The sequence below is a fragment of the Paenibacillus germinis genome (genome assembly GCF_013141785.1).
Taxonomy (GTDB): Bacteria; Bacillota; Bacilli; order Paenibacillales; family NBRC-103111; genus Paenibacillus_E; species Paenibacillus_E phytorum.
In genome coordinates this window covers 586,104-612,328 of sequence record NZ_WHOC01000019.1, presented here as the reverse complement: position 1 = coordinate 612,328, position 26,225 = coordinate 586,104, and the positions used below count along the sequence as shown (strand labels likewise).

At 46.1% G+C, this 26,225-nt stretch carries 23 protein-coding genes; 19 read left to right on the top strand and 4 right to left on the bottom strand.

The features are described 5' to 3' along the window. Positions 1-103: 103 nt before the first annotated feature. The 10 genes from GC102_RS05225 to GC102_RS05180 all read left to right on the top strand — a co-directional run bounded on the left by GC102_RS05225 (position 104) and on the right by GC102_RS05180 (position 12,162). Positions 104-811, top strand: a complete 708-nt coding sequence (locus GC102_RS05225) for a lytic transglycosylase domain-containing protein (protein ID WP_171688475.1) — start codon at positions 104-106, stop codon at positions 809-811. A gap of 162 nt (positions 812-973) precedes the next feature. Then, positions 974-2,152, top strand: coding sequence for a cysteine desulfurase family protein (locus GC102_RS05220; protein WP_171688474.1), 1,179 nt, complete (start codon positions 974-976; stop codon positions 2,150-2,152). Then, on the top strand, positions 2,149-3,357 hold the full coding sequence (thiI, locus tag GC102_RS05215) for a tRNA uracil 4-sulfurtransferase ThiI (RefSeq protein ID WP_171688473.1): 1,209 nt from the start codon (positions 2,149-2,151) through the stop codon (positions 3,355-3,357). The genes GC102_RS05220 and thiI overlap by 4 nt, the downstream gene beginning before the upstream one ends. 104 nt (positions 3,358-3,461) lie before the next feature. Further along, positions 3,462-4,142: a TerC family protein gene (locus tag GC102_RS05210; RefSeq protein WP_171688472.1), complete on the top strand. Its 681-nt coding sequence runs from the start codon at positions 3,462-3,464 to the stop codon at positions 4,140-4,142. A gap of 129 nt (positions 4,143-4,271) precedes the next feature. Further along, the gene (locus GC102_RS05205; RefSeq protein WP_171688471.1) at positions 4,272-6,695 is read left to right on the top strand and encodes a DUF8726 domain-containing protein; all 2,424 of its coding nucleotides are present in this window, start codon (positions 4,272-4,274) and stop codon (positions 6,693-6,695) included. After that, positions 6,692-7,645 (top strand): ABC transporter ATP-binding protein, encoded by a 954-nt coding sequence (locus tag GC102_RS05200; protein WP_171688470.1) that lies wholly within the window; start codon positions 6,692-6,694, stop codon positions 7,643-7,645. Before GC102_RS05205 ends, GC102_RS05200 begins: the two co-directional genes overlap by 4 nt. Further along, positions 7,620-8,453 carry an ABC transporter permease gene (locus GC102_RS05195; RefSeq protein WP_171688469.1) on the top strand — a complete coding sequence of 278 codons (834 nt, stop codon included), beginning with the start codon at positions 7,620-7,622 and terminating at the stop codon, positions 8,451-8,453. Before GC102_RS05200 ends, GC102_RS05195 begins: the two co-directional genes overlap by 26 nt. A gap of 74 nt (positions 8,454-8,527) precedes the next feature. Beyond that, positions 8,528-10,231 carry a DUF8809 domain-containing protein gene (locus tag GC102_RS05190; protein WP_171688468.1) on the top strand — a complete coding sequence of 568 codons (1,704 nt, stop codon included), beginning with the start codon at positions 8,528-8,530 and terminating at the stop codon, positions 10,229-10,231. A gap of 33 nt (positions 10,232-10,264) precedes the next feature. Next, entirely contained in the window at positions 10,265-11,254 is a 990-nt protein-coding gene (locus tag GC102_RS05185) for an AAA family ATPase (RefSeq protein WP_171688467.1), read from the top strand. After that, on the top strand, positions 11,251-12,162 hold the full coding sequence (locus tag GC102_RS05180) for a DUF58 domain-containing protein (protein ID WP_171688466.1): 912 nt from the start codon (positions 11,251-11,253) through the stop codon (positions 12,160-12,162). The genes GC102_RS05185 and GC102_RS05180 overlap by 4 nt, the downstream gene beginning before the upstream one ends. Positions 12,163-12,221: 59 nt before the next feature. Here the strand turns inward: GC102_RS05180 and GC102_RS05175 are convergent, their stop codons facing one another. Then, positions 12,222-13,427, bottom strand: coding sequence for an MFS transporter (locus GC102_RS05175; protein WP_171688465.1), 1,206 nt, complete (start codon positions 13,425-13,427; stop codon positions 12,222-12,224). A gap of 136 nt (positions 13,428-13,563) precedes the next feature. Here GC102_RS05175 and GC102_RS05170 point away from each other — a divergent pair, with 136 nt between their 5' ends. The 8 genes from GC102_RS05170 (at position 13,564) to GC102_RS05135 (ending at position 22,480) form a co-directional block, all read left to right on the top strand. Continuing rightward, positions 13,564-15,498, top strand: a complete 1,935-nt coding sequence (locus GC102_RS05170; RefSeq protein WP_171688464.1) for a vWA domain-containing protein — start codon at positions 13,564-13,566, stop codon at positions 15,496-15,498. Continuing rightward, positions 15,482-18,352 carry a VWA domain-containing protein gene (locus GC102_RS05165; RefSeq protein WP_171688463.1) on the top strand — a complete coding sequence of 957 codons (2,871 nt, stop codon included), beginning with the start codon at positions 15,482-15,484 and terminating at the stop codon, positions 18,350-18,352. The genes GC102_RS05170 and GC102_RS05165 overlap by 17 nt, the downstream gene beginning before the upstream one ends. Positions 18,353-18,452: 100 nt before the next feature. Beyond that, positions 18,453-18,935, top strand: coding sequence for a hypothetical protein (locus GC102_RS05160; protein ID WP_171688462.1), 483 nt, complete (start codon positions 18,453-18,455; stop codon positions 18,933-18,935). A gap of 164 nt (positions 18,936-19,099) precedes the next feature. Further along, on the top strand, positions 19,100-20,941 hold the full coding sequence (gene typA, locus GC102_RS05155) for a translational GTPase TypA (protein ID WP_171648346.1): 1,842 nt from the start codon (positions 19,100-19,102) through the stop codon (positions 20,939-20,941). Between the two features lie 131 nt (positions 20,942-21,072). After that, complete coding sequence (locus GC102_RS05150) at positions 21,073-21,348, top strand: YlaH-like family protein (RefSeq protein WP_171649060.1); 276 nt, start codon at positions 21,073-21,075, stop codon at positions 21,346-21,348. A gap of 94 nt (positions 21,349-21,442) precedes the next feature. Then, on the top strand, positions 21,443-21,874 hold the full coding sequence (locus GC102_RS05145) for a hypothetical protein (protein ID WP_171688461.1): 432 nt from the start codon (positions 21,443-21,445) through the stop codon (positions 21,872-21,874). A gap of 1 nt (position 21,875) precedes the next feature. Next, on the top strand, positions 21,876-22,157 hold the full coding sequence (locus tag GC102_RS05140) for a hypothetical protein (protein ID WP_171688460.1): 282 nt from the start codon (positions 21,876-21,878) through the stop codon (positions 22,155-22,157). A gap of 179 nt (positions 22,158-22,336) precedes the next feature. Continuing rightward, complete coding sequence (locus GC102_RS05135; protein WP_171688459.1) at positions 22,337-22,480, top strand: hypothetical protein; 144 nt, start codon at positions 22,337-22,339, stop codon at positions 22,478-22,480. Between the two features lie 40 nt (positions 22,481-22,520). On the opposite strand, the gene GC102_RS05130 is transcribed toward GC102_RS05135, so the two are convergent. Further along, a complete protein-coding gene (locus GC102_RS05130) occupies positions 22,521-23,066 on the bottom strand; it encodes a YhcN/YlaJ family sporulation lipoprotein (protein ID WP_171688458.1) in 546 nt (181 codons plus the stop codon). Positions 23,067-23,179: 113 nt separating this feature from the next. Here GC102_RS05130 and GC102_RS05125 point away from each other — a divergent pair, with 113 nt between their 5' ends. After that, positions 23,180-24,511 (top strand): PhoH family protein, encoded by a 1,332-nt coding sequence (locus tag GC102_RS05125; protein WP_171688457.1) that lies wholly within the window; start codon positions 23,180-23,182, stop codon positions 24,509-24,511. A 55-nt stretch (positions 24,512-24,566) separates the two neighbouring features. Here the strand turns inward: GC102_RS05125 and GC102_RS05120 are convergent, their stop codons facing one another. Then, on the bottom strand, positions 24,567-25,055 hold the full coding sequence (locus tag GC102_RS05120; protein ID WP_171688456.1) for a hypothetical protein: 489 nt from the start codon (positions 25,053-25,055) through the stop codon (positions 24,567-24,569). Positions 25,056-25,092: 37 nt separating this feature from the next. After that, positions 25,093-26,187, bottom strand: coding sequence for a coiled-coil domain-containing protein (locus GC102_RS05115; protein ID WP_171688455.1), 1,095 nt, complete (start codon positions 26,185-26,187; stop codon positions 25,093-25,095). Between the last annotated feature and the right edge of the window lie 38 nt (positions 26,188-26,225).

Genomic DNA, 26,225 nt, shown 5'->3' with positions numbered 1-26,225 from the left:
ACGGTCTCTTTTTTGTGTTTCCTTATAAATTGGGGATGGTCGTCAGGGCACAAAACGTGTACAATGAAGACAACGATGAATGGATAGAAACGAGGTCTGACGGATGAACAGCACGAACAGCATTGATCCTAGAGTAATGAAAGAATTGCTCCAGCTTCAGTTGATGGGTAAAATGAGTTTACTATCCGGTGAAACCGCAGCATCCAGTATGGATGATTCAGGCGATTTTAGTGCACTGCTCGACACTATTATGGGACAATCTGGTGGAACTGGCGTTACAAGCCAAGACACTTTATCTTCCATGCTAGGTAATACGACAAACAGTATGCCAAGTTCTTTAGGAGCTTTGAATAGAGCTTATACACCGCTACAATCAGTGAGCAAAGCATCCTCGGTCTCACAGTTTGACGGTTTAATTCAAGAGGCAAGTCATAAATACGGTGTGGATACCTCGCTAGTCAAGGCAGTTATTCAGCAAGAATCAGAATTCAATCATCAGGCCGTATCGCCGGCAGGTGCCAAAGGTTTAATGCAGCTTATGGATGGGACAGGCAGCGGTTTCGGTGTAACGAACCCATTTGATCCTAAGCAAAATGTGGATGCAGGTACTCATTTCCTTAGCAACTTAATTAAGAAGTACAACGGCAATGAAGGGGTTGCTCTTGCTGCTTACAATGCCGGGCCTGGACGTGTTGACCGATTAGGCATTAAAACTGATCAGGATCTCGCTAACAAACTCCATTTACTGCCAAGGGAAACGCAAGGCTACATCTCTAAGGTGATGGGTCACAGACAGAATTTTTCGTTATAATCATTAGCTAACAAGCTGATTTTCGCATGTTTATGCGGAGGTCGGCTTTTTGTGTTACCAAGGGAATGCTTGAGTTATGCCCTGTTTTAGGCTTTAATGATGAAAGGAATTTAAATTGATTGTGCGCGGCAGCAAGAGCGTGAAAAAGGGGAATCAGCAAAAATGCTTTATTTGGACTACGCGGCGACAACGCCACTTTATGAAGAAGTCATTGATACAATAGCCGAAGTGATGAAGGAACATTATGGAAATCCATCTTCGATTCATCGATTAGGGATACAAGCGGAGAAGCTGCTAAACAGCTCCAAAGAGGTGATTGCAGGAGCATTAGGTGTGCTGCCTGCTGAAATTATATGTACGTCTGGCGGAACGGAAAGTAATAATTTGGCGATTAAAGGTGCCGTTCACAGCTATCAAAACCGCGGAAAGCATCTCATTACTACGCAAATCGAACACTCCTCGGTGAAGGAAGTTTTTCTCGAACTGGAGCGTGAGGGTTTTCGAGTTACTTATTTACCTGTGAATAGCAAGGGGTGTGTTGAGCTAGAGGCCCTTCAAGCAGCAATAACAGAAGATACCATCCTTGTCAGTGTGATGTATGTCAATAATGAAGTAGGTACGATTCAGCCTATCCAAGAAATCGGCCGATGGTTAGCTCAATATCCAAAGGTGTTATTTCATGTTGATGCCGTTCAAGGCATTGCAAAGCTTCCTTTTCACCCTAAAGAGTGGGGCGTTGACTTATGCAGTGCATCTGCTCATAAATTCAGAGGTCCTAAGGGAGTAGGGTTTCTGTACCGCAGAGAGGGTGTTCAGCTCAAGCCGCTACTTCTAGGAGGCGGTCAAGAATATGGCATTCGCTCCGGTACGGAAAACGTCCCACTCATTGTAGGAATGGCCAAAGCGCTCCGACTTTCCGTAGACAATCTTACAGGCAAAACTGAACATAAGTATCGGTTAAGACGTATGATTGTGGATGGTATCTCATCGATGCCTGAGCTTACCCTAACAGGATCCGAACAGGAAGAGGAGATGGCTCCCCATATTGTTCACTTTGCCTTCGTGGGAATGAAGGCTGAGGTTGTCGTTCATGCTCTCGAGCAGCGGCAAATCTACATTTCTACGAAATCAGCCTGTGCTTCAGAAGAATCAGATCCAAGCACGGTGATGCTAGCTTTAGGTTGTAGTCGAGAGAGAGCTATCAGTGGACTTAGAGTTAGCTTCTCTGACGAACATCAAGAAGAAGAGATAGCGTTATTCGTCACCGCATTGCGGGAGGTCGTGAAGGAACTTGCTCCCATGCTCAGCAAATCATCAGTCAGAAGGGGGAACCGAAGATGAAACCAGATTGTTTAATTTTGCGTTTTGGCGAGATGATGCTCAAAGGAAAAAATCGGAAGCGTTTTGAGCGAAGCGTCATGACTCAAATTCGTAAAGTTTTAGGCTCATTTCCTGATTTAAGGTATATTCCCGAGTTTGGACGCGTATATGTGGAGCTAGGGGGAGCAGCTTATGAAGAAGCTTCAGCAGCTTTGCAACGCGTTTTTGGACTTGCGTCGTTTAGTCCTGCCTATCATGCGCCTATGGAGGTCGAAGCCATTCAAGAGATGGCGCTGCGTATGATGCAGGCATTGCCTAAACAACCAGCAACCTTTAAAGTGACCGTTCGCAGAGTGAATAAATCATTTCCATATGATTCTCAACGAATGAATTATTTGGTTGGAGGCTATGTGCTCCAAGCATCACCGGGTCTTCAGGTGGATGTTCATCATCCTGAGGTTGAGCTTCGGGTGGAGATTCGCGAAGAGCAAGTACTCATGTATGTAGAGGTTATTGAGGGGGCAGGAGGATTCCCGTCTGGAACGAGCGGAAAAGCGCTGTTAATGCTATCTGGGGGAATTGATAGTCCGGTTGCCGGTTGGTTAGCGATGCGTAAGGGACTTTCTATCGAGGCTATTCACTTTCATAGTTATCCTTACACCAGCGAGCGTGCGAAGGATAAAGTAATTGAACTGGCACACCAACTTTCTGCTTATACGGATTCCCTGAAGCTTCATTTGGTTCCATTTACGGATGTACAGACATCTATCCACCGTGAGTATCAAGATAATTTATTAGTAACGCTTATACGAAGAGCGATGTATCGTATTGCCGAACAAATTGCAGACCGAGAAGGTCTAAGTGCGTTAGTGACCGGTGAAAGCTTAGGTCAGGTGGCTAGTCAAACACTGCCAAGCCTAAATGTCATAGGGCGTGTTGTAACGCTGCCGCTGTTACAGCCGCTCATGATGATGGACAAGCAAGAGATTATTCGAATAGCCGAATCCATAGGCACTTTCCCGATCTCAATTTTGCCTTATGAGGATTGCTGTTCCTTATTTCTTCCTCCATCCCCAAGTACCAATCCTAACCTGCGTATGGTTGAGAAAATCGAGAACAGTATGGACTTCTTACCTGAATTAATTGAGAAAGCAGTCTTACAAACAGAAACCATTGAAATTGTTCATGGACAAATGAAGAAGGTGTCGGACTCCTACTTAATATAGAGATCTTTGAGTATAGCTCAAAGCCTCTCCGCTTCTAACTTATACGCCGCTATAATCCCAGATATCGTCACCTGCTTGCCATGCATCTTGGGAGGTTGTAAAGCATGATTGATGCGCTCATTTTGTTTTTGCAAATTATGTTGATCAATATTGTGCTTAGCGGTGATAATGCCGTTGTCATTGCATTGGCGAGCAAAAATTTACCGCTTGCCCAGCGTAAGCTTGCGATATGGTGGGGAGCTTTCGGGGCTATTGCCTTGCGGTTGATCCTGACTTTAGTTGCAGTAAGTCTGCTCGATATTCCCTATATTCAAGCAGGGGGATCCATTCTGTTGTTCTGGATTGCAATAAAACTACTTACGGATGATGACAGTCATGCTAATGTGAAAGAAGCCTCTACGCTTGGTAAAGCGATATGGACGATTGTTGTAGCGGATTTCGTTATGAGTTTGGATAATGTTCTTGCCATTGCGGCTAAAGGGAATGGGAACAATACAGTCATCATTCTTGGTATAGGTCTCAGTATCCCCATCATTATATGGGGAAGTACGCTAGTGATGGATCTGTTGCATAGATTTCCAATTCTCGTATTTATGGGGGCAGGCATTCTCGGATATACAGCGGGGGAAATGTTCGTTAAAGATGAGAAAATGATTGATTGGCTGCTGCATGATTATGAATCGCTGCATTTATGGATCCCTATTGTGGCAGCCTCGCTCGTTATTATGATCGGTTTAACCTTCAAATGGGTGCGATTACTGCAATTCAAAGCAAGAAATGAATAGAGGATTTGGAAAACCGCCAAGCTGAAGTTATCAGCGAAGCGGTTTGTTTTTTATATTAGAAATTGAAACTTTTTTCCAATTTTGTCGTCTAGTTATGAAGTAGGTTATGAATAGAAGGGAGTTCACACCGTGAAATTAAGTTCGTTTAAGACACGTACATTTCGACTCACATGTTTTCTAGTGTGTTCGATCCTAGCTTTATGTTTCCAAGCTTTGGTTCCCATCTCAAGTGTAGTTAGTGCGGATGAAGCGATGATTGAGATCCAATCAGATGTCGGCTTCGGTGCTTCCAATGTCAAGCAGGGGCGTTGGACGCCTGTTACAATGACACTGCATAATCAAGGAGCTGACTTATCCGGCGATCTCGTAGTACAGGTAGCCAATCCGAACCGTAGCAAGGATTTTAGCTATGTGGAGCATGTCGAGCTTCCAAAAGGCAGCACGAAAGTGGTAACCATGCTCTTACCTGGTTACGCGTATACAAAGAGCAATAATACGATAGCCTTTTATGAAAAATCACTAAAAAACGGAAAGAGAAAAACGTTAGACGGCAAGACCTATCTGGAAGCCTTCCCTTTACCAAAAGAGACTTTACAGGTTGGCGTTTTAGCCCGAGATGTAGATACACTGAACTTCCTTTCGCTGCTCGGTCAGTCCGGCAAGAAGCTCAATGTTCTTCATCTTAAACAAGCAGATATTCCGCGTGAGGCTTTGGGTTTAGATGGTTTAGATGTTCTTGCCTTGAATGATTTCGCCTCGGATACACTGACTGGGGAGCAAGTACAAGCCATCCTGCAATGGACAAAAAGGGGCGGAACTCTCCTCTTAGCTGGCGGTGCTGGCTATCCGAAGACTGCTGCACCTTTCGCAGAAGCGTCACCTGTGACATATCAAGGTACAACGACAGTGAAGGAGCTTCCTGAGCTCGCTAAGGTGGGGGAGAAGGAACTGATCATCACACAGCCGCTCACGCTTTCACAAGCAAAGCTGGTTAAAGGAGCAGAATCGGTTGTTACCGACGGAACGTTTCCAATGTATGCGAGAGGTGCGTATGGGAGCGGGTTCGTGACCTACGTGGCGTATGATCTATCTCTAAATCCACTTGCCTCATGGAACGGGAATGCTAGATTATGGGAGCAAATGCTGTCTGGACCATTAGAAAAGGCGAATGCCTCTAATTTAAACCAGAAGTACGGCAATGATCCCTACTATGAGATGGACCGGGCATTAGAATACTTCCCATCCATGCAGCCGCCTAAATTGGCCATTCTTGCATTGGTTTTACTGCTATATGCGATTGTTGTTGGACCGTTATTATATATGATTTTGCGTCGACTAGATCGAAGAGAATGGGCTTGGTTCGTCATTCCAATTGCTGCTATCGTGACAAGTATCGGAATCTTTCAATTTGGGGCATCCAATCGTGGGAGTACAATGGCTCAAACGTTTAATACAATTACATTAAATGGCTCAGGCTCAGGGATCAAGCAGTCCACGTTGTCTGTATTTTTACCAAAGGGCGGCAGTATGGAGCTTAAATTCCCTGGAAAAGCAGCCGTATCTCCTTTTATGCAAGGAGAAGTGTATCCTAGCTTACAACTGCATGATCGAAGTGAGCTTATGATTAGACAAGAGCAGGAAACAGCTATCGTAGGATTACAGGATATCCCATATTCTTCGATAAGCAAATTGACAATGGACGAGGAACAGCCGGTTCAGTTAGGGACGTTTGACTACAGCATATCGGAGTTATCTTCCAAAGGAGCAAAAGGGCAAATAACGAACAATACCAAGAAGGATTTGACAGATGTAGCCGTGCTGGTGAATCATTCGTTTATCAAAATCGGTTCTGTAAAAGCCGGAGCTTCAGCCAGTTTTGATTCGGCGAATGGTTTCGGAATTTCCAATGGTTACGATGTTGCGCAGCTAGCTTATCCACATCCGAGCACGAATAACAGTTATGATACGGGCTTGTATCAGCGTTCCATGTTAAGTGCGTATTTACATCGCAAGTCCACGTTTTCAGGAGGGTTTGATCCGATGATTATCGGGTGGTTAAAGGAACAGACATCATTAAACCTATCTTCAAGCGGCAGCATACCTGCTGAGCAGTTAACGCTTATAGCCCAGGACATGAAGATTGATTATGTGACACCTGACGGTAAAATTATCATTCCAAGCACGACGATGGTACCTGAATTGATCGATAATCATTTGAAAATGAGCTCCATTCAAATTCAAAATGGTCCTTTCATGGAAATGGGCAGCGGAGATGTTACGCTCAATTATCAATTGCCGTTCATTGCAGGTGCCAGTTATCAAACGATGGAAATGACGGGCGATCCCAATCCGGATGTAACCTTGGATTTATGGAATTCACAGACCAAGGCCTGGGAGCCATTCACCTTGAAATCATTCCAATCCTGGGAGGGAGACAAGCTGCAGCCATATTTGCTAGAGGGGAAATCGATTCGCATGAAAGTAACCACGGTACAAAATCATACCATGTTCCGAATCCCTGCCGTTTCTCTGGAAGGATCGGTGAAACGATGATTACGACTACGGATTTAACGAAAAGATACGGTAACTTCACAGCACTTGATTCGTTGACCATGCAAATCGATAAAGGAACCGTATTTGGTTTTGTAGGCCCCAATGGAGCGGGTAAATCGACAACGATGTCCATCCTTGCGACTCTTTTAAGCCCCACATCGGGTACAGCCACGGTTGGTGGATATGATGTTATGGAGAAGCCGAAAGAGGTTCGAAAGTTGATTGGGTACATGCCGGATTTTTTTGGCGTGTATGACAATTTCAAAGCTATGGAGTATCTGGATTTCTATGGCGCAAGCTATGGTATACCTAGATCCGAACGATTGAAGCTGATTCCTCAGCTCCTTGACCTTGTCAATTTATCGGAAAAAGCAGACTTCTATGTGGACTCATTGTCAAGAGGTATGAAGCAGCGTCTTTGCTTAGCTAGATGCTTGGTTCATGAGCCGGAGGTACTTATTCTCGATGAACCAGCTTCAGGACTTGATCCAAGAGCACGAATCGAAATGAGAGAAATACTTAAAGAGCTCAAAGCCATGGGTAAAACCATCATTATTTCATCGCATATTTTGCCAGAGCTGGCTGAAATGGTTGATGAAATCGGGGTTATTGAATATGGGAAGCTAATCGCAAAAGGGAAAGTATCCGAGATTCAAAGCAGGATGAAAGCCAATCGTGTACTTCAAGTACGTATGGTGAATAGGACGGGAGAAGCATTGGTGTACCTTGAACAACAGCCTCATGTCACAATGGTGTTTAACGATGAGAAAGGTTTGCACGTTCACTTTGGCGGGACGGATGAGGATCAGTCTCTTTTACTTGCCCGATTAGTTGAGAAAGGCTTTCCTCTCCTTTCGTTCAGTGAAGCTTTGACGAATTTGGAAGATGTATTCCTGGAAATAACGAAAGGAGGTGGAGCACACGATGAACAGCAAGTTAAATTGGATTAATCCTGTCATGGAAAAAGAATTTCGCTTGCGCATGCGGACCATTCGATCTCCGATCGCAATCCTGGTTTATCTGCTAGCCATCGGCTTGTTTGCCCTCGGATTTGCTTATATAAACATGAGTAACCAGCAGGCAGGGGTGCTTAATGCAGCGAGAAGCAGTGAACTATTTTACTTTTTAAGTGGAGCGCAGCTTGTCCTGATCGCTTTTATGACGCCAGGCTTAACAGCTGGGGTTGTAAGCGGAGAACGTGAAAAACAGACATTAAACATGCTGCTTACGACGCAGCAGAGCTCGGGAACGATTATTCTTAGCAAGCTGTTCGCTTCCCTTAGTTTCATGCTGCTGACGGTAGTGGCTACGATGCCGCTGTACAGTATTGTTTTCTTATACGGGGGCGTCTCTCCCAAACAAGTTCTCTCTGTATTTGTTTTTTATGTATTCGTTATGATTCTCTTTGGTTCTGTTGGGATTTTCTTTTCAACAATTCTAAAGAAGACGGTTATCTCCGTGATAGCGACCTATGGTTTTGTACTTTTTGTTTTTGGGTTTACAGCTCTTGCTGGCCTTTTCTTCGGTAATTTAGGAAGGCAAGGGATGAATGAAGAAATACTTGGTTATTTCCTGAGTTTTAACCCGATGGCTGTCCTTGCAAGTTTGATGGTTCCTGATTTTGCCAAGGAATTGTTTAAAGGGCATAAGCTGCTGCAAATGTGGCATATTTTCGTTGGCAGCTACACGGTTCTCCTAATTATCCTGATCTGGCTTAGTGTGAGGTATTTAAGGCCGATTATGAAACGGAAGAAATAGCATTTGATAAGAATCAAATGAGGAAGAAATTCATTGAAAAGTAAAGTTAATGATCAGAGAGGAGCTGTCAGCATTTGAAATTTGCATCGTTGGATATGCTGCTAGAGCCTGTACGAATGCGGTTGTTAAAAGCAAAGGGACTGGATTATTTCATTCGTAGTTTGACAATGGGTATAGAGCTTGCTTGCATGTGGATGGTGTGTGGACGCCTCTTCCTGATTAGTGGGTATCGTTATGGCGCGTTGCTCAGCTTGGTAGCTATTGTTGGGATTGGGCTCATTTGGTTGATGTTTCGTCGACCTACGGATCTGGATGCGGCAAGACTACTTGATCGAAATGGGTTGGAAGATCGGATATTAACAGCTCTCATTCATCAGGATCAATCTTCATTGGTAGCTTCTCTGCAAAGGCAGGATGCCCTTGAGAAAGGGAATCTTTTTGTAGAGGAAAAGTTGAGTAAGGTTGTTTCCATGAGGGTTCCGAGAAATAGATGGTTGCCCGGAGCCTGCGCGTTGATAGTACTGGTTCTGTTGTTCCTTCTGCCTAATCCTAAAGATGTGATTCTACGTGATGCGGTAAAAGACAAAGCATGGGTAGAAGCGCAGAAAAAACAGGTGGATGAACTTGTTAAGCAACTGGCAGCGAAGCCGTCTCCTCTTCCAGTCATAAAGCAGATGACAGAGGATTTAAAAGAGCTGGAGCGTAGATTAAGTCAAACTCCGACATCGGCCAAGGCCTTGGATGAACTGGAAAAATCATTGAAGAAGATGGAAACGAGTATTGGGGATATGGAAAAGCAAAAACAACGCTCCGAGCAATGGGCAGAGTCGATGCAGCGAACGGAAGCGCTTCGTGAATTAGGCAAAGCGCTCGAGCAGAAGAGCTCGGAGAGTATTCAGCGCGAGGCACTGAAGCTTGGCGAGCAGGTGCAGAAGATGACGCCGCAGCAGAAGCAGCAGCTCGCAAGTGAGCTGGAGCGTCTCGCGGCCTCCGCTGCGGCCGCGTCGCCAGAAGCTGAGCAGCAGCTTCGCGGGCATCTGCAGCAGGCCGCCAGCGTGCTGCGAAGCGGCGAAGACGCAGCTGTAGCTCTGGCACAGCTGCAAGCGGGTCTTGCCGCTGCAAGCGCTGCGCAGCAAGCTCTAGCGCAGCAGCAGGTGCAGGCTGCTGAGGCCGCGGCGAGCCTCGCCGCGGGTGCGCTGCCGCAGGCACGCGAGCTTGCTGCGAGCGGCACACAGCCCGGGCAAGCGTGGGCGCCTGGCGGCCGCGCGGAGCAGCTTGCCGCGGCTGGCGCTGCTGCGCCGAGCGCGTCGCCAGCTGCGGGGAGTGCGGGCGCGAGCCCGGCGCCCGGCACAGCAGGTGCAGGAGCAAGTGCAGGCGGTGCGCCTGCTAGCGGCGGCAACGGCAATAGCAGCCCCGGTGGCGCAGGTGCGGGTGGTACTGGCCCCGGCGGCGCGAATGCGGGTGGTGCAGGCAGTGGCAGCGGAGCAGGCGGCACACAGGGCGGCACCGGCGCGGGCTCGCGAGGACTCGTGGCGACGCCTCGCGAGCGCTCAGGTACCGGCGGCACGTACGTCGACGGAGGGCCAACGCGTGGCAGCGGCGGAGAAGTGAGTCAAGGCGGCTTAGCGCCGGCGTTGGACGGTGCATCTCGGCCATATGAAGATGTTTATGCTGATTACGCGGCAGAGGCTTCTAGTGCATTGAATCGTTCCGAACTTCCACAACATATGCAAAATTTAGTAAGAGACTATTTCCTTGAAATTCAACCACAGCGTTAAGAGGAATGAACGATGAAGGGGGAGCGGTAATAGATGGTCGATTCGAAAGAGCAATTAGATGCGTGGGGATCAGCAGTCAGCCAGATGAAAGAACAGATCGGTCGTGTCATCGTTGGCCAGCATGAGGTTGTGGAGCAGTTGCTATGGTGCATATTGGCAGGAGGACATGCTCTCATTGAGGGGATTCCCGGTCTTGGCAAAACGATGCTCATAAAAACGATCGCAGATACCGTAGACCTTAGCTTTGCGCGTATTCAATTTACGCCTGATTTGATGCCGGCAGATATTACGGGGACGAATGTCATTCAGTTTGGAACGAAAGGCGAGACGTCCTATAAATTTCAAAAAGGTCCTCTATTCGGCCATGTTGTGCTCGCTGATGAGATTAATCGCGCAACACCGAAGACTCAGAGTGCCCTCCTTGAAGCGATGCAGGAAAAAACAGTCACCGTTGGTTCAGAAACCTACCATCTGCCATCACCCTTTTTCGTCTTAGCTACGCAAAATCCGTTAGAGCAGGAAGGTACGTATCCGCTGCCGGAAGCACAGCTTGATCGATTTCTTCTAAAAATTAACGTAACCTATCCAACTAAAAGCGAGTTGAAAGAAATTGTCCTGCGCACAACATCAGCTAACCAGCAGCAAGCTGAAAAAGTGGCGGATGGCGCTCTTTTACGGGATATTCAACTGGGGTTAAAAGAAATTCTTGTCGCTGAAGACGTACTTGATTATGCGGTTCAATTGCTGATGAATACGCATCCTGAAGAAGCGACGGCGCCCGAAGAGGTCAAACAATATATTCGTTTTGGCTCAGGTCCCAGGGGCGTTCAGTCCATGATAGGGGTTGCGAAAGTGAGAGCCTTCCTAGCGGGTCGTTTTCATGTTTCTAAACAGGATTTGCATGTGGTAGCCATTCCCGCATTGCGACATCGTCTTTTTCTCAATTTTGAAGGTCAAGCAATCGGGATTTCACCAGATAAGATCATTCAAGCAATTATCAGTTCCATGGAGAATAGGCGATGAGCAGCGGAGTAAATTTACTTGACCCCACGCTTATGCGTCGTCTGGATCAAATGAGTATAGCTGCAAAAAAACGAATACGAGGGACGATGCAGGGGAAAAGGCGATCAAGAGATATGGGTTCTTCTATGGAGTTTGCAGATTATCGTTTATATACGCCTGGTGATGATACTCGGCAGCTAGATTGGCATGCTTTTGGTAGAACGGGAAAGCCGTTCATCAAGCTTTTTATGGATGAACAGGAGCTGCAGGTCAATTTGTGGTTAGACGCATCCAAATCGATGGATTTTGGCAGAGGAGAGGGGGCAGATAGCCTTCGGCTCTCCAAATGGGAGTATGCCAGGCAGTTGGCTGCAGGAATTGGTTATATGTCATTGAACCGTTTTGACCGTGTAAGTGCCGCCGCTTTTACAACTCAGATGACCAAGCAACAGAAACTACTTCGTGGAAAAGGCAGCTCTTTAAAGCTTTTTGAATTCTTGGCAAGTTGTCAAACGGAGGGGACCGGGGATATTGGGGCCGTTTTTCGAAATCCATCCATTTTACCGCGGCAGGCGGGGATGACTTGGTTATTTTCGGATTTTTTGTACGAACAGGGCATTGAAGAATCGTTAAAGTACTTGCTTGCAGCGAAGCAAGAAGTTGTTGCCGTCCAAATCCTTGCCTCCGAGGAGCTTAACCCAGACCTTACAGGAGAGTTGCGCTTAATTGACAGTGAGTCTGGAGCAGCCAGGGAAGTAGCGATGAGCAGTAAAGTGCTGCAAGCCTACAGAGAAGCTGCTTTGCAATATACACAAACACTTAGGGCATTTTGTTATGAACGGGGTATTACTTATTTGCTAGCCATAACCAATGTTCCTCCTGGTGATTTTCTACTCGGTGAGCTTCGTCGCAGCGGGTTGGTTCGTTGACGCAACTTGGATACTCCCATATATGCGAGCATATCTCAGTCAACAGACGGCTATGCATGTTAACGCTGTGCCACCTGAACGCCTCGGCGAGCTTGCCAAAAGCACCAACCATAAATAAGGATGAAAACAAGAATAAGCACAGTCGAGTAACGGTACATCAACGCATAACTCCCGCTTATGTTAGCGAGAGCTCCCAAAACCATCGCTCCTAACCCAATGCCGAGATCATTGGCTGAGAAGAAGGTTCCGTTGGCTGCACCGCGGCGATTCGGCGCAGCACGTGCGATGGTCCAGGCCTGCAGCGCCGGCTGCAAAGATCCGAAACCTATGCCATAGCATATCGCAGCTGAGGCCAAACTGGCCTCTGAGTGAGCATAAGAAAGAAGCAGGAGACCAGCAAGAGTAAAGAGAGCGCCGGGCAGGAGTACCCATTCGGGTCCTTTTCGATCAAAAAGCATACCGGTAATTGGCCTTACTATGAGCACCATGGAGGCATTGCATAGGAAGAACCAACCGACATTCGAAATGCCGGCTTCGTGGCCGAACAACGTAATAAAGGTCACAATTCCTCCATAACAAATTGCTGTACATAGCAATAAACCGGAGGGAAGCATCGCGGTTCGTTCCCATAAACGATCCATAAGCTTCGGCCTCTGAGCCGACTTTTCGACAGGCATCGGCTTGGTATAAGTAATAAAAAGAGAACTAAACAAGGAAAGCAGTGCTAAACATGTTGAGATTAAAAGCACGCGGGGGAAGCCATAGGTTTGCATCAACCACAGTCCTGTAAGTGGTGCAAGCGCCATAGCGAACGTGTTGGACAACCCGTAATAACCCATACCTTCTCCACGGCGCTCAGCTGGAATGATGTCGGCTATAACCGTTCCTAAGGAGGTTGTGGACATACCCCAACCGATCCCATGAACAAAGCGTGCAGCAAGAATAAGCGTAACAGCAGCCATATAGGTGTAACCGGCAATGGTTAGCGCGCAGATTGCGAGTCCAACCAGAAGTACATGTTTTCTTCCGAACAAATCTAGTGCTCGCCCAGCAAAAGGGCGGGTAAGCAGTGACGAAATTGTGAAAATGCCAATGACGAGACCGACTTGAATATCATTTCCGCCTAATTGCGACACATGTGTAGGTATCGTTGGTATGAGCATTTGAAAACTAAAGAAAAGCAGTAAGTTGGATAGAGATGTAATCAGAAAAGCTTTGGTCCAAAGCGGTTTTCGCTTCTTTTCATCTACAAATAACGGTTCCATGTTACCTCCCATGTTGTCCATAAGCAAACCTGTTTGACAGAGGAAAAACGGGCTGCACGCGTAGTAGTATACCCATGCTAAAGAATTTGAACGCAAGATAAAGCGATGTCCTTCGCTCTTGGAAAGGTGAGTGCTTATGCAATTCGCATCGTTAAGCGGGTTATGGTTCTCGCTTTCAATCCCCTTTATCCTGGTGCTTTATTTGTTAAAACGACGTTATATCGATACAGAAGTATCTAGTCATATGCTCTGGCGGCGTGTTCTTCGTGAGCAGGAGGCCAATCGGCCATGGCAGCGTCTAAGCCGACAATTATTACTCCTGCTTCAGCTGCTTGCAGCGTCATTACTAGTGCTTGCCTTGATGCAGCCTTTTATCCGTGGTCAGCAAACAGCGAAATCACATATTTTTTTCGTGTTAGATGCTTCAGCGAGTATGCAAACATCAACGGATCATGGGACAAGATTAGAAGAAGCAAAACAAGGTATCTTAACTTACGCACGTGAAGAAGCCCAGAATCGTAGCTATTCGCTTTTAGTCATGAAGGATCAACCAGAATTGCTTTTACAACGAGAATCAAATCTGTCCTCACTACAAGCCGCTTTGAATAAGGTTGCTCCCTTTTACGGCAAAACGAATGTACAGGAAGCCTTGTCTTTAGCCTCTGCTCTAACGAGGGAAGAATTCGATTGGGAAGTACGCATTTATACGGACAGTCAGTGGGTCGATAACGCCGAAGGGATTACCTTTTCAATCCCAGTCAGCATCCAGGAGCCTGAGATTCAGAGACGAGCAGGTGATGAAGTCACCAAACAACCTGTGAATGTGGCGATTACTCAATTCGGTGTTAAAGAAGTTCAGGATGCAGCGGAATTTAAGGCTGTTGCCGTATTGAAAAATTGGGGGGCTACAAGTGTTTCTGTAAAAGCAGTGCTTTACGCAGATTCGCAAGCAGTTCGAACGGATTCCCTAAACCTTAAGGGAGGCGAACAAAAATCGATCTACGTAGATAAGCTGGCTCGGGCTGATGTGTACAAGCTGCAGCTTGAAGGAAAAGATGGTTTGGAAGCTGATAATACAGCTTATGCCTTTCCTGAAGGGACTGGTCGAGTCCAAGCCGCTTATGTTGGCGAAGGCAACCTTTTCTTAGAAAAAGCACTCACATTGGCAAAGACGGATATTCTTCATGTACAAAAAAGCAATGACGGAACCTATCCACCACCCTTAGGGCTTACTCCTGACCTAATTATTGTAGATGGTGTGACTGAATCAGCATTAAAATCAGATGTCTGGCAGCGTTTACTTTCGTCCAAACCAGTTTGGCGGTTTGCTTCCGCTGCAAAGTCTGACTTAGAGCCTAAACAAGCGATTTCAGCATCATCTTTTTCGATAATGGATCACCCCATCTCGCGTTACATTCGACTGCAGGACGTGAACGTTGCTATGGCTCAGACTAGACCGCTAAAGCCATGGGAGAAAGTCATCATTTCTTCAACATCCGTACCACTTGTTCTTGCAGGTACAGAAGAAGGTATACCAAATCTGACATTTACGTTCTCGCTTGAGCAATCGGATCTTGCGCTGCGCTCGGAATTTCCCATTCTCGTTCAAAATGCTGTTTCTTGGTTGACCCAGCACCATGGTGGCAATCTTGGTCGTATGACAGCTGGGGATCGAAAAGAAATTGTTCTTCATCCGGAAGCGACGAAGGCGATCTGGAAAACAACCATGGAAGGTGTTAAAGAGGAAGAGGCAGAGCGAAATGGAGACACGTTATCCAGTATGCAAACTGCGCCTAAGCTTCCAGGTCTTTATGAATTTGTTGAATACAATACTGGTGGACAAATCGTACAAACTCGTCTGCTTGAAGTTGTCATGGATGCCAGGGAATCCAATGTGAATGGGAAAATAGAAAACAAGCTGGTCTTCAAACCAGGTGAAGTCGATGCCGATGTAGATCGAGGTAAAGATATCTCATTAGGTAAAACGATGTTAATTCCTTGGCTTATCGTGATCTTGCTTATGCTGCTAGTTCTGGAATGGGAGGTGTATCGACGTGGGCATTCAGTTTGAATATTGGCCCGTCTTGCTGCTGATTCTACTTCTTCCTTTTTATGCGGGCTGGCTGTGGAAAAGCTTACACCGTCTTCAAGGCGGGCGAAAGAAGCTTGTTGTTTCTCTGCGAGCCTCTGTAATCATTCTTCTGATCTTCGCCCTTGCGGAAACCCAACTTTATACAAAGCTAAATAACAAAAGCATCGTATTCACGATAGATCGATCAGACAGTGTGAAGGAAGAATTGAAGGAAGCTCAGTGGATTCGCGAAGCAGTCAAAGCACGATCTTCTGAGAAGGACGAGGCGGGGGTCGTTTCGATGGCACTTAAAGCTTCGATAGAGAAGTCCATGGATGCCAGAGAGATGAATGGATTTCAGTTTACAGCCCAAACGAACACGCAATTTTCCGATATTGCCTCGGGCTTGCAGCTTGCTTCAGGTTTACTTATGAACGGAAAATCCGGGCGCATTATTTTGATGTCAGATGGTGAAGAAAATGTGGGTGACCTGTTGCGTCAAGGTAAGCTGCTGCGCGACCGCGGTATCCAAGTAGATGTTGTCCCTCTCGCTGCCAAAGAGCACAAAGACGCCTCTGTTGAAGCAATTCGAGTTCCAGATAAATTGTATCAAGCAGAAGCCTATACGGTGGAGGTAGTCATCCGTTCTACAAGTACAGAGGCGGCTCAATTAAGGGTTTTTGAAGACAATCGAGAAATGACAGCTGGATCGGTTCAACTGAATAAGGGGGAAAACAGAATCGCCTTTCAATCGCTTGCCAAGGAACCGGGTTTTCATCGGTATCGAGCGGAAGTGTACTTGGAAGGGGATGAGCAGTCGGCCAATAATGCGCATTATGCATTTAGTAAAGTAGAAGGTCCTCCGAAAGTACTTATTGTTGAAGGGAAAGCAGGTATCTCCAAAAATGTGGAGGGGGCGCTGCAATCCGCACTTATCCCCTTTGAAACGATTGCACCTGAGCTGCTTTCCAATGATTTTGTAACGTATACCGGTTATGAAAGTATTATTTTAAACAATGTTGCTGCTACTCAAATACCACAATTGAAAATGGAAATGATAGAGCAGGCTGTCCGAGATTACAGTGTTGGGTTGGTTATGCTTGGGGGAGATAACAGCTATGGATTGGGAGGTTATTTCAAAACGCCTATCGAGCGTGTTCTCCCAGTGTATATGGACCTGCGCGGGAAGCGGGAGATACCGTCACTCGGCATTGTACTTGTTATGGATAAATCGGGCAGTATGTCAGGTGAAAAAATGAAGCTGGCTCAGGAAGCAGCGTCGCGGACAGTCGACTTACTCAGGGAAAAAGATACTCTTGGGGTACTTGGATTCGATTCTTCCCCGCATTGGTATGTAGAACCGCAAAAGCTAAGTGATAAATCAGGCGTCATCCAAAAGATTAATGCAATACCCGCTGATGGCGGAACGGAGATTTATACAGCAGTAGAGGAAGCATTCGCCAAGCTTTCCAAGGTGGAAGCCCAGCGAAAGCATATTATTTTGTTGACAGACGGACAGTCCTCCACGACTCAGAGCTATGAAGCATTGACCGCCGATATGCAAAAAGAGAATATCACGATGTCCACTGTGGCCATCGGAACCGATGCGGATCAATCGCTGCTGAAGCAGCTAGCGGATTTGGCGAAGGGGAGGTATTACGCGGCTGTGGATCAGACGACAATCCCGGCGATTTTTAGCCGAGAAGCGGTGCTGATATCACGAACTTATGTGGTTAACCAACCTTTCGTACCGGCTTTAGCGGGAGGGACAGACTGGCGTAGCTTTTTGGGGCAAGGGCTGCCTTCGCTAAACGGATACATTGCCACAACCCCTAAAGAGGCCGCTGAGGTGGTACTCACAAGCCTGGAACCTGATCCTATTCTAGCGAGATGGCAGTATGGTTCTGGGCGAACTGTCGCATGGACAAGTGATGTGACAGGAGCGTGGTCAGCGAACTGGGTAACGTGGCCTGCCTTTTCACAAGTGCTTACTGGAATGATAAAGTGGACGTTTCCGCAATTTCAATCGTCTCCACTTGAGCTTAATGGGCATTTGGTCGGTCAAGAGTTGACCTTAGAGGCCAAAAGTGGAAATAACATACTTGAAGGTTCACATGGTGAACAAGGTGAACTTCGAGCTATCGTTACGGATGAATCTCTCGGATCCCAAGAAATCCATTTTACATCCACAGCACCTGGTGAATATTCAGCACAGGTATCTGTGGATAAGTCTGGCGTTTATATCGCCAAGACTAAACTGCTCGCTGCCGGCAGCGAAGAGGGGACCGAGAAGCGGGTCGTCGGCAGCTCAACGTCCGGCTTCGTGATTCCTTATTCTCCAGAATATCGGATCACGGACGGACAAGGCCTCAGCAAGCTCCAGCAGCTTGCTGAGCTTACAGGCGGACGGATGCTCTCGCTAGAGCATCCGGAGGAAGCCTTCGCCTTCGCTTCTGCCGCCCAGAAGCGACTGACTCCCATCAGCGAGTACCTGCTGATGGCGGCGCTCGCGCTGCTGCTGATGGACATCGCAGCGCGGCGCTTGGCTCTGCCGCCCGGCATGTGGGCCCGGGCGTTCGCTTGGGGGCGGGCCGCTCCAGCTGGCCCGCCACAGCAGGCGGAGACGCCGCTGGCGCGTCTCCAGGGGCGCAAGCAGCTTGCGGAGCACAAGCTGCAGCGCAAGACCGAGCGCTCTGCCGTAGGCAGCGCTCCACCCCCGGCCGTGGCTGCGCCGCCGCGGCCTCCCGCGGAGCAGCGCGAAGCGGCTCCGGAGCCCTCACCCCCAGCGGCGAGTAGTGCGCCGCCGGACAGCATGAGCCGTTTGCTCGAAGCCAAACGGCGAGGCCGCAAATAGCGCCAAGCACCTAGCAATTTCTCGCCAGGTACGATAAACTATTTGTTGAAGGGTGTCGAAGTTGATCCCTTAGTGACAAGTGAATTAGGAGGGGATTTGAATGGCTAGAAATAGCTACTCCATTGGTATCCTGTTAATTGGCCTGGCCGCCCTATTGCTTCTTGGTAAATTAGGTTTTTTCCATGTTCTTCTTTCGTTCTTTTGGCCGCTAGTCTTACTCATTCCTGGGCTGCTGTTCCACGTATTCTTTTTTAATCGGTCACTGCCCGCAGGCGTTCTTGTACCTGGAGGTATATTAACGACTTACGCAATAATGTTCTTTTACTGCAATATATTTGGTTGGGGTTCAATGAGCTATTTATGGCCGGGATTCATTCTTGGTGTAGCCATCGGATTGTATGAGATGCACCTTTTCGATCGTGGAAGTGATCGTGGTGTTTTGATAGGTGCTATGGTGCTGGGAATCATTTCAGCTGTATTTTTCGGGTTAACTCTACTAATTCATTTAGGGATCTATGTAATCGCTTTGATCCTTGTGGTAGCTGGACTTGTCATGATTTTCCGCAAGCGAAATGTGTGGTAATTTCAGGCATTTACTTGTAAAAGTTTTATGTAGAGCCGCATTTACCTTGCATAATGTCGAGAAACTGCGTATAATAAGTGTAAATGTCAAGCGTCGGCGCTTTCGTCCGACGCTTGTTTTATGAACAGAGACGAAAATTATAGGGTAGAGAGGGTTTGACATTCATGCACGCAAGAGACAAGATTCGCAATATTGCAATTATCGCACACGTTGACCACGGTAAAACGACACTCGTAGATAAATTACTTCAACAATCCGGAACATTCCGCGATAACGAGGCTATTCAAGAAAGAGCGATGGACTCCAACGATCTCGAGAGAGAACGCGGTATTACCATTCTTGCAAAAAATACAGCAATTAATTATAAAGACTACCTGATTAACATTGTGGATACACCTGGACATGCCGATTTCGGTGGTGAAGTAGAGCGTATCATGAAAATGGTAGACGGCGTTTTGTTGGTTGTTGATGCTTTCGAAGGCACCATGCCGCAAACGAAGTTCGTTCTACGTAAAGCATTAGAAAGCAACCTTTCTCCAGTTGTTGTTGTTAACAAAATTGACCGTCCAAACGCTCGTCCTCAAGAAGTTGTTGACGAAGTTCTTGATCTTTTCATTGAACTAGGTGCTACGGATGAGCAGCTTGATTTCCACGTTGTATATGCTTCCGCATTACAAGGTACATCAAGTCTTGATGCTGAGAAACAAGATGACAACATGGAAGCTATTTATGAAACGATTGTTAGTCACATCCCAGCTCCAACAGAAGATGTGGATCAACCGCTTCAGTTCCTTGTTACATTGATGGATTACAATGAGTACTTGGGTCGTATCGGCGTAGGCCGTGTGAACCGTGGTAAAATCCGTCAAGGTCAGACTGTTGCTGTTATGACGCGTGAAGGCGGTCAGAAGCAAGCAAGAATCGAGAAACTTTTCGGCTTCACAGGCTTGAAACGTATTGAGATCGAAGAAGCAGCTGCAGGGGACATTATTGCCATTGCAGGTATCAAAGATATCAATATTGGTGAAACGGTAGCAGATCCTGCGAATCCGGAAGCATTGCCAGTCTTGAAAATTGATGAGCCAACGCTGCAAATGACATTTATCGTAAATAACTCACCATTCGCAGGGCGCGAAGGGAAATGGGTAACATCCCGTAAAATTCGCGAGCGTCTTTACAAAGAACTTGAAACAGACGTTAGTTTGCGCGTTGAAGATACGGATAGCCCGGATGCTTTCGTAGTATCAGGCCGCGGTGAGCTTCACTTAGGTATTTTGATTGAAAACATGCGCCGTGAAGGCTTTGAATTGCAAGTTTCCAAACCAGAAGTTATCATTCGTCAAATCGACGGTCAAAAAATGGAGCCGATTGAGCGTTTAATCATCGACGTTCCAGAAGACAGCATGGGTTCCGTTATGGAGAGCTTAGGTTCCCGTAAAGCCGAGATGGTCAACATGATCAACAACGGCAGCGGTAACGTTCGTCTTGAGTTTTTAATCCCTGCACGTGGTTTGATCGGTTACAGAACGAACTTCTTAACGTTGACTCGCGGCTACGGTATTATGAACCATGCTTTTGACAGCTATGGTCCATACCAAGGAGCTGGTGTTGGCGGACGTCACGAAGGCGTACTTGTTTCCAGCGAATCTGGCGTATCTACTTTATATGGAATCCTTTCCGTTGAAGATCGCGGTATCTTGTTCGTTCATCCACAAACGGAAGTTTACGAAGGCATGGTCGTTGGTGAGCATACGCGCGACAATGATATCATCGTTAACATCTGTAAAGAAAAAGCGGTAAACAACATCCGTTCCGCGAACAAAGAAGAAACTGTAAAAATGAAAACTCCTCGCATGTACTCTTTGGAGCAAGCGCTTGAGTATTTGAACGATGATGAATATTGTGAAATCACACCGAAATCCGTTCGTATTCGTAAAAAGATTTTGAACAAAAGCGAGCGCGAGCGTGCTGAGAAACACCGCAAAACAGCTGAAGCTAACGTGTAATTCACAAAGTGTTCTAAATATGGGAAATGTGGGCTGCAATGCCGCATTTCCCTTTATTTATTTGTAATTATGAGGGATAATGATAATTGACTTTACTTTTTGAATGAAATGGAGTGTATGTTTTGACTGCCTTGAACGAGTGGTTTGGAAATCACCTGTACATCACTTATCTGTTAATCTTTATATTTATGTCTTATGTGTATAACAAAGTTTTCAAGACGCGCAAATTGCCGGTTCTCAAGACAGCTATCATCTATGTCCTGCTGGCCATTGGATCGGTTATGCTACTTGTTTTTCAAATTGTAGGACTACCTATCGTACTCTGCCTGACTGTTGCCATATCGTTAATGTTTCTGGTGCGAATTCGTTATTTCATCGAGAAAAGAAGCGGCAATAGACCAACTTAATAAGGAATATGCTTACGATGTTAGTTTTGCTAAAGTAAAACTCAAGTTAAGCTTACGAAGCTAGTTTTCTCACGAAAACTTTTAGGAGGGGCGAATGACTCGATACTGGTTAACACCGATTGTGGGCTATTCTCCTCTGGTGTTGGGGGCTGATCGCTTGGACTGCTCTCCGCTCACAAAGCTGGAAACTTTCCGTGAATTGGCGAATGGGAGACACCCCAGATTACTATCTATGTTTAAAGCTAGTCTGTTGTTAAGTGACGATGAAGAGATATGTGGTTCAGAGCTCGTAGAACTTGATTTAGCGCATTCTGACGCCGTTGTATTTAATGGTGACCCTTTTCATTTATCTCATTGTGCAGAAGCCTTTCTAGATCGTCTCCTGAATCGAAAGGAAGCTTTGGAATTGGTGTCATCGCTTGATGACAGCGCTTTAGATGCCCAGCATATCATTTGGAAAAATCAATGGCTTCGTTGGCTGGAATTAGGCTGCGATGTTATTTTACTTAGAGAGGATGGGCGTTAAAATGAAACTGCAAGACGCCTTTTTTAATTGGCTGCAAATGCATATTGTAAGTCAAGCAAGGCCGGATGACGAAGCGGCCAAAGAGACGCTTGATTTTTTTGCGCTTATTTTGCGTGAAGATCATGGGGTCAGTCATATGGAAATTGTGGACGAATCGGATCGGATGAAAATTCACATCGCCTATGAACAAGAAAGTATCAAGAGTAAACAAAGTTTTGATCGTGAATCGGCGGAAAAGCTGCTTGATGATATTAATTCGAATCCGATTTACAATAATCAATAGACGTTCATGTTGACGACATAACTTTTTTAAACCGACGTACACTAAGGTATATCTGGCTGAAAAAGGAGTGTTCTCATGATTTGAAAATAGATACATAAGGGTGGAACGCTTGCCACCGGCTATGCTATACTGTAAGTGTAAGGAGCGTTTTCAACCACCTAGTAGGAGGCGCAAGCGATATGGCTGAACACAACACAGCTTTACCGAAGCAATGGATGGATCGCGCCCAAATGATGACCGAGCCTGAATATGAGAAAACTTGTGTAAGCCGAGTCACTGTAAATCCAGTCGGCCGAGTTTTTGATGCGATAAAAAAAGCCTAGATCTGCGTATGCAGTCAGGCTTTTTGTTATCTTCAGTGGATTAAGGGTTCGGAATTTCCGCCTGATTCGCACCTTTAGGTCCCGCATTGTCTGGCATATTGCGAATATCGCGCGGCAGCTGAGGCATTACACGGCCCATGATATCTGCCATTTGCTCAGCGAATCCGGTAATCGGTCTTCCTGCTTGGATGTTATCCCGAATGTTGCGTAAGCGTTGATCTAAGTCCAAATCTGCGGTAACAATGGCATTAACTCCGTACGGATCTTTCTTGAGCGCTTCAGCTACCGAGTACTTAACGGTGCCGACTTTGGCTCGATCCAAATCTTTCTTAATGTTGATGCCTACAACTGCGGTATTACCGAAGACAACGCAGTGTGCGCTTTCAACCTGAGGGACGCTTGTGGCTAAGTTTTCCAAATGTTCTGCAACTGCCTTAGAATCTTTTATCTCGAGCTTTTGTGGGGCGATTTGTTGAACTTTTACTTGATTTTGATTCGGATATTGAGAGGGGGCACCACTTTTCGGCGCTTGACTACAGCCAGCCGCGAGGGTCAGTATTACTATAACTACGCACAATAGTCTCACTTGAATCGTTCCTTTCTTTCCTGAATCTCGCGTTTAGTTTGTCCGGCACAGCTAGGTTGTATGTATTTCATATAACCAATGATCTAACGCCAAATCTGGGAGGGGACACACCAATGAAAAAAATTTACGTGTTGGATACCAATGTTCTGCTTCAGGACCCTAATGCATTATTCGCGTTCGAAGATAATGAAGTAGTCATACCCGCCGTGGTGTTGGAGGAAATCGATTCTAAGAAACGAAATGCGGACGAAATTGGCCGTAATGCGAGACATGTTTCGAGGTTGCTGGATGGACTAAGGACCAAAGGTAACTTGTCCGATGGCATCACACTCGATCGTGGCGGCAGCATTAAAGTGGAACTCAACCATCGCAGCTTTGCGAAGCTGCAGGATACATTTGCAGAATTAACGAACGATAACCGAATTCTCGCGGTCGCGCTCAACTATCATCTAGAAGAGCAGGCTAATGAATTTCCGAGACCTGTCGTTATCGTGAGTAAAGATACATTAGTTCGTATTAAAGCAGATGTCCTCGGTATACCTGCACAAGATTATTTAACCGATCGCATTGTTGCACAAACGGATATGTACACGGGATATATAACGCTATTTGTACATCCTTCTATCATTGATGAGTTTTATTCTTATCGTTTCTTGACAGTGACATCGCTTAATTTGGGCTATATGCTGCATCCTCACGAATTTGTCATTTTGCGGGATGAGCTGGGTTCTTCCAAATCGGCTTTATTGAAAGTGACGCCCGATGCCAAAAAGCTGGAGCCGCTCTACATGAGTAATGATCCCATTTGGGGGATTGCCGCGCGTAATGCGCAGCAACGAATGGCTCTTGAGCTCCTGCTCAATGACGACATCCCGCTCGTCACCCTGACTGGGAAAGCGGGTACAGGTAAGACGCTGCTCACGTTAGCAGCGGGCCTTATGAAGATTGAGGATGATCGTAAATATAAAAAATTGCTAATTGCTCGACCTGTTGTTCCAATGGGCAAGGATATTGGTTATCTGCCTGGTGAAAAAGATGAAAAGCTGCGTCCCTGGATGCAGCCGATCTATGATAATTTGGAATATTTATTCGATACCAAAAAACCGGGAGACATTGAAAAAATACTAGCGGGTCTCGGTAGTATTCAAGTCGAAGCTCTGACGTACATCCGCGGACGTTCGATTCCTGGCCAATTCATCATTATTGATGAGGCGCAGAACTTATCTAAGCATGAGGTGAAAACGATCGTTTCCCGCGTGGGAGAGGGCAGTAAAATTGTGCTTCTAGGTGATCCAGACCAAATCGATCATCCATATCTCGATGCATCGAGTAATGGATTAACTTATGTGGTTGAACGCTTCAAGCAGGAAGGTATTAGTGGGCATATCACACTGGAACGTGGCGAACGCTCGCATTTAGCGCAATTAGCAGCCGATCTGCTCTGATAAATTCAAAGAAGCCCACACCTCCGATAAGGGGATGTGGGCTTCTTTGTTAGTTCTAAGGCAGCATCTCGATGCGGCATCGATAAGCTTTGGCAATACCCTGCATGAGCTCTTCGAGCTGCCGATCCACGATGTACACAGTACGATCCTGAGCTTGGTACTGAGCGAGCAAGTGCTCTTCGATCTGAAGGGCAGCTTGGTCGACTTCAGCTTGGGGGCTATCTGCCGTAAATCGGAATTGTACGACAAGCTTATCGTATAAATAATTGTGCTCTGCGCGGCTTGTAAAACCATAATCGCTAAATAGATCAGTCAATTCAGCGTCATCCGGCAGCAGCCGAAGCTGCATCAGGTTCGTCTCAATATTGAAATGAGACATAACATCGAGCGCTGCAAGCTGTTGCTCTTCATTGCTGACAATAAGCATTTCTTTGTCGCGGTCAAATAATTCAACTTTACCTGCGAGAGCTTTAACGATTTGCGCGTAAAATCCAGGTATTTTTCCTTCGGGCAGATCCATCATCAGACCAATTTTCGGTTCCATTCGTAGTCCTCACTTTACTTCGTTATCCTATGATACTTTACAGGGATAATTTGAGTTTTACAACTGCGATACCGTTCTTCGTCTCTACACTAACGACATCGAGATAATTGACGATTTTTTTCGGGATGAAACCAAGCTGGAATTCTTTCATAAAGTCTTCAATTGTGGTGTCAGGCAGCTGGAAGCCATTGAATTCAAGTTTATCCACAACGAAGCGGACTTCATTCATGTCGGGATGTTCTTTCAATAAAAACATTCCTTCCAACGCGATTTGCACTTGATCTTTTTTACCTTTTGCAATGATCGACCCATCGGCAAATTCAAAATTCAAATTCTGTAAAAGTTCATTTTTTGAATGAAGGTAAGCATTGAAATCCGTATCACTAATCGTTATGACCGGGTTTTTGATGGAAGATAAGTCCATGAATTTATTTTCTTTCGTTACATACTGTGGCAGCTCTCGAAAAGCGGATGATAGACTATTTAAGTACTCGCGGAATAATGGGATACCTTCTTGTTTCCATTGCTCATTTAAGCTTTTTATTTGGGCTTCTATGACTTGTGCTTGTGCACTGACGGCTAGTTGTTTGTCCAGCTCTTCTTGAAGCTTTACGAGTCTCTCACGCTGTGTGAGGAATTTCTCTTTCGTTTTCTGGAGCTCGACGCGCGAAGAATCAAGTTCGGTTCGCAGGCTTTTCAATTTCTTAAACGATTCGGTGAAAGCTGATAAGGCGCGATGATCATTACTAATAATCATTTGCAGATACTCAAACATTCGCAATGCATCCGTAAAGGAACTAACGGTAAACAGCAGCATCCAGATCGAATCTCGATCCCCTGTATAATAAGCTCTCAGCACTTTTCCTGCGTGTTTTCGGGTGTTTTCAACATTGCTGTTCTGCTTGATGATATCTAGTTCATTTTGTTTGATTTGAGCAACGATGCTTGCATCTTGTTCATTTAATCGGCCCACTTCTTTGTCGATTTCGAAAATGGTAAGCCCTTTTTGGACGAGATCCTTGGCTTCGTCTTGTGTAGGGGTCTTTTCCTCGGCTGAGATTGTATGAAGTGGTAGTGTTATTTGAGTAAGCAATAGAATAGACAACATCATAGCTACGAATTTATATGTCATTGAACGAATTCTCCCCCTAAGAACAGATTATCATATTT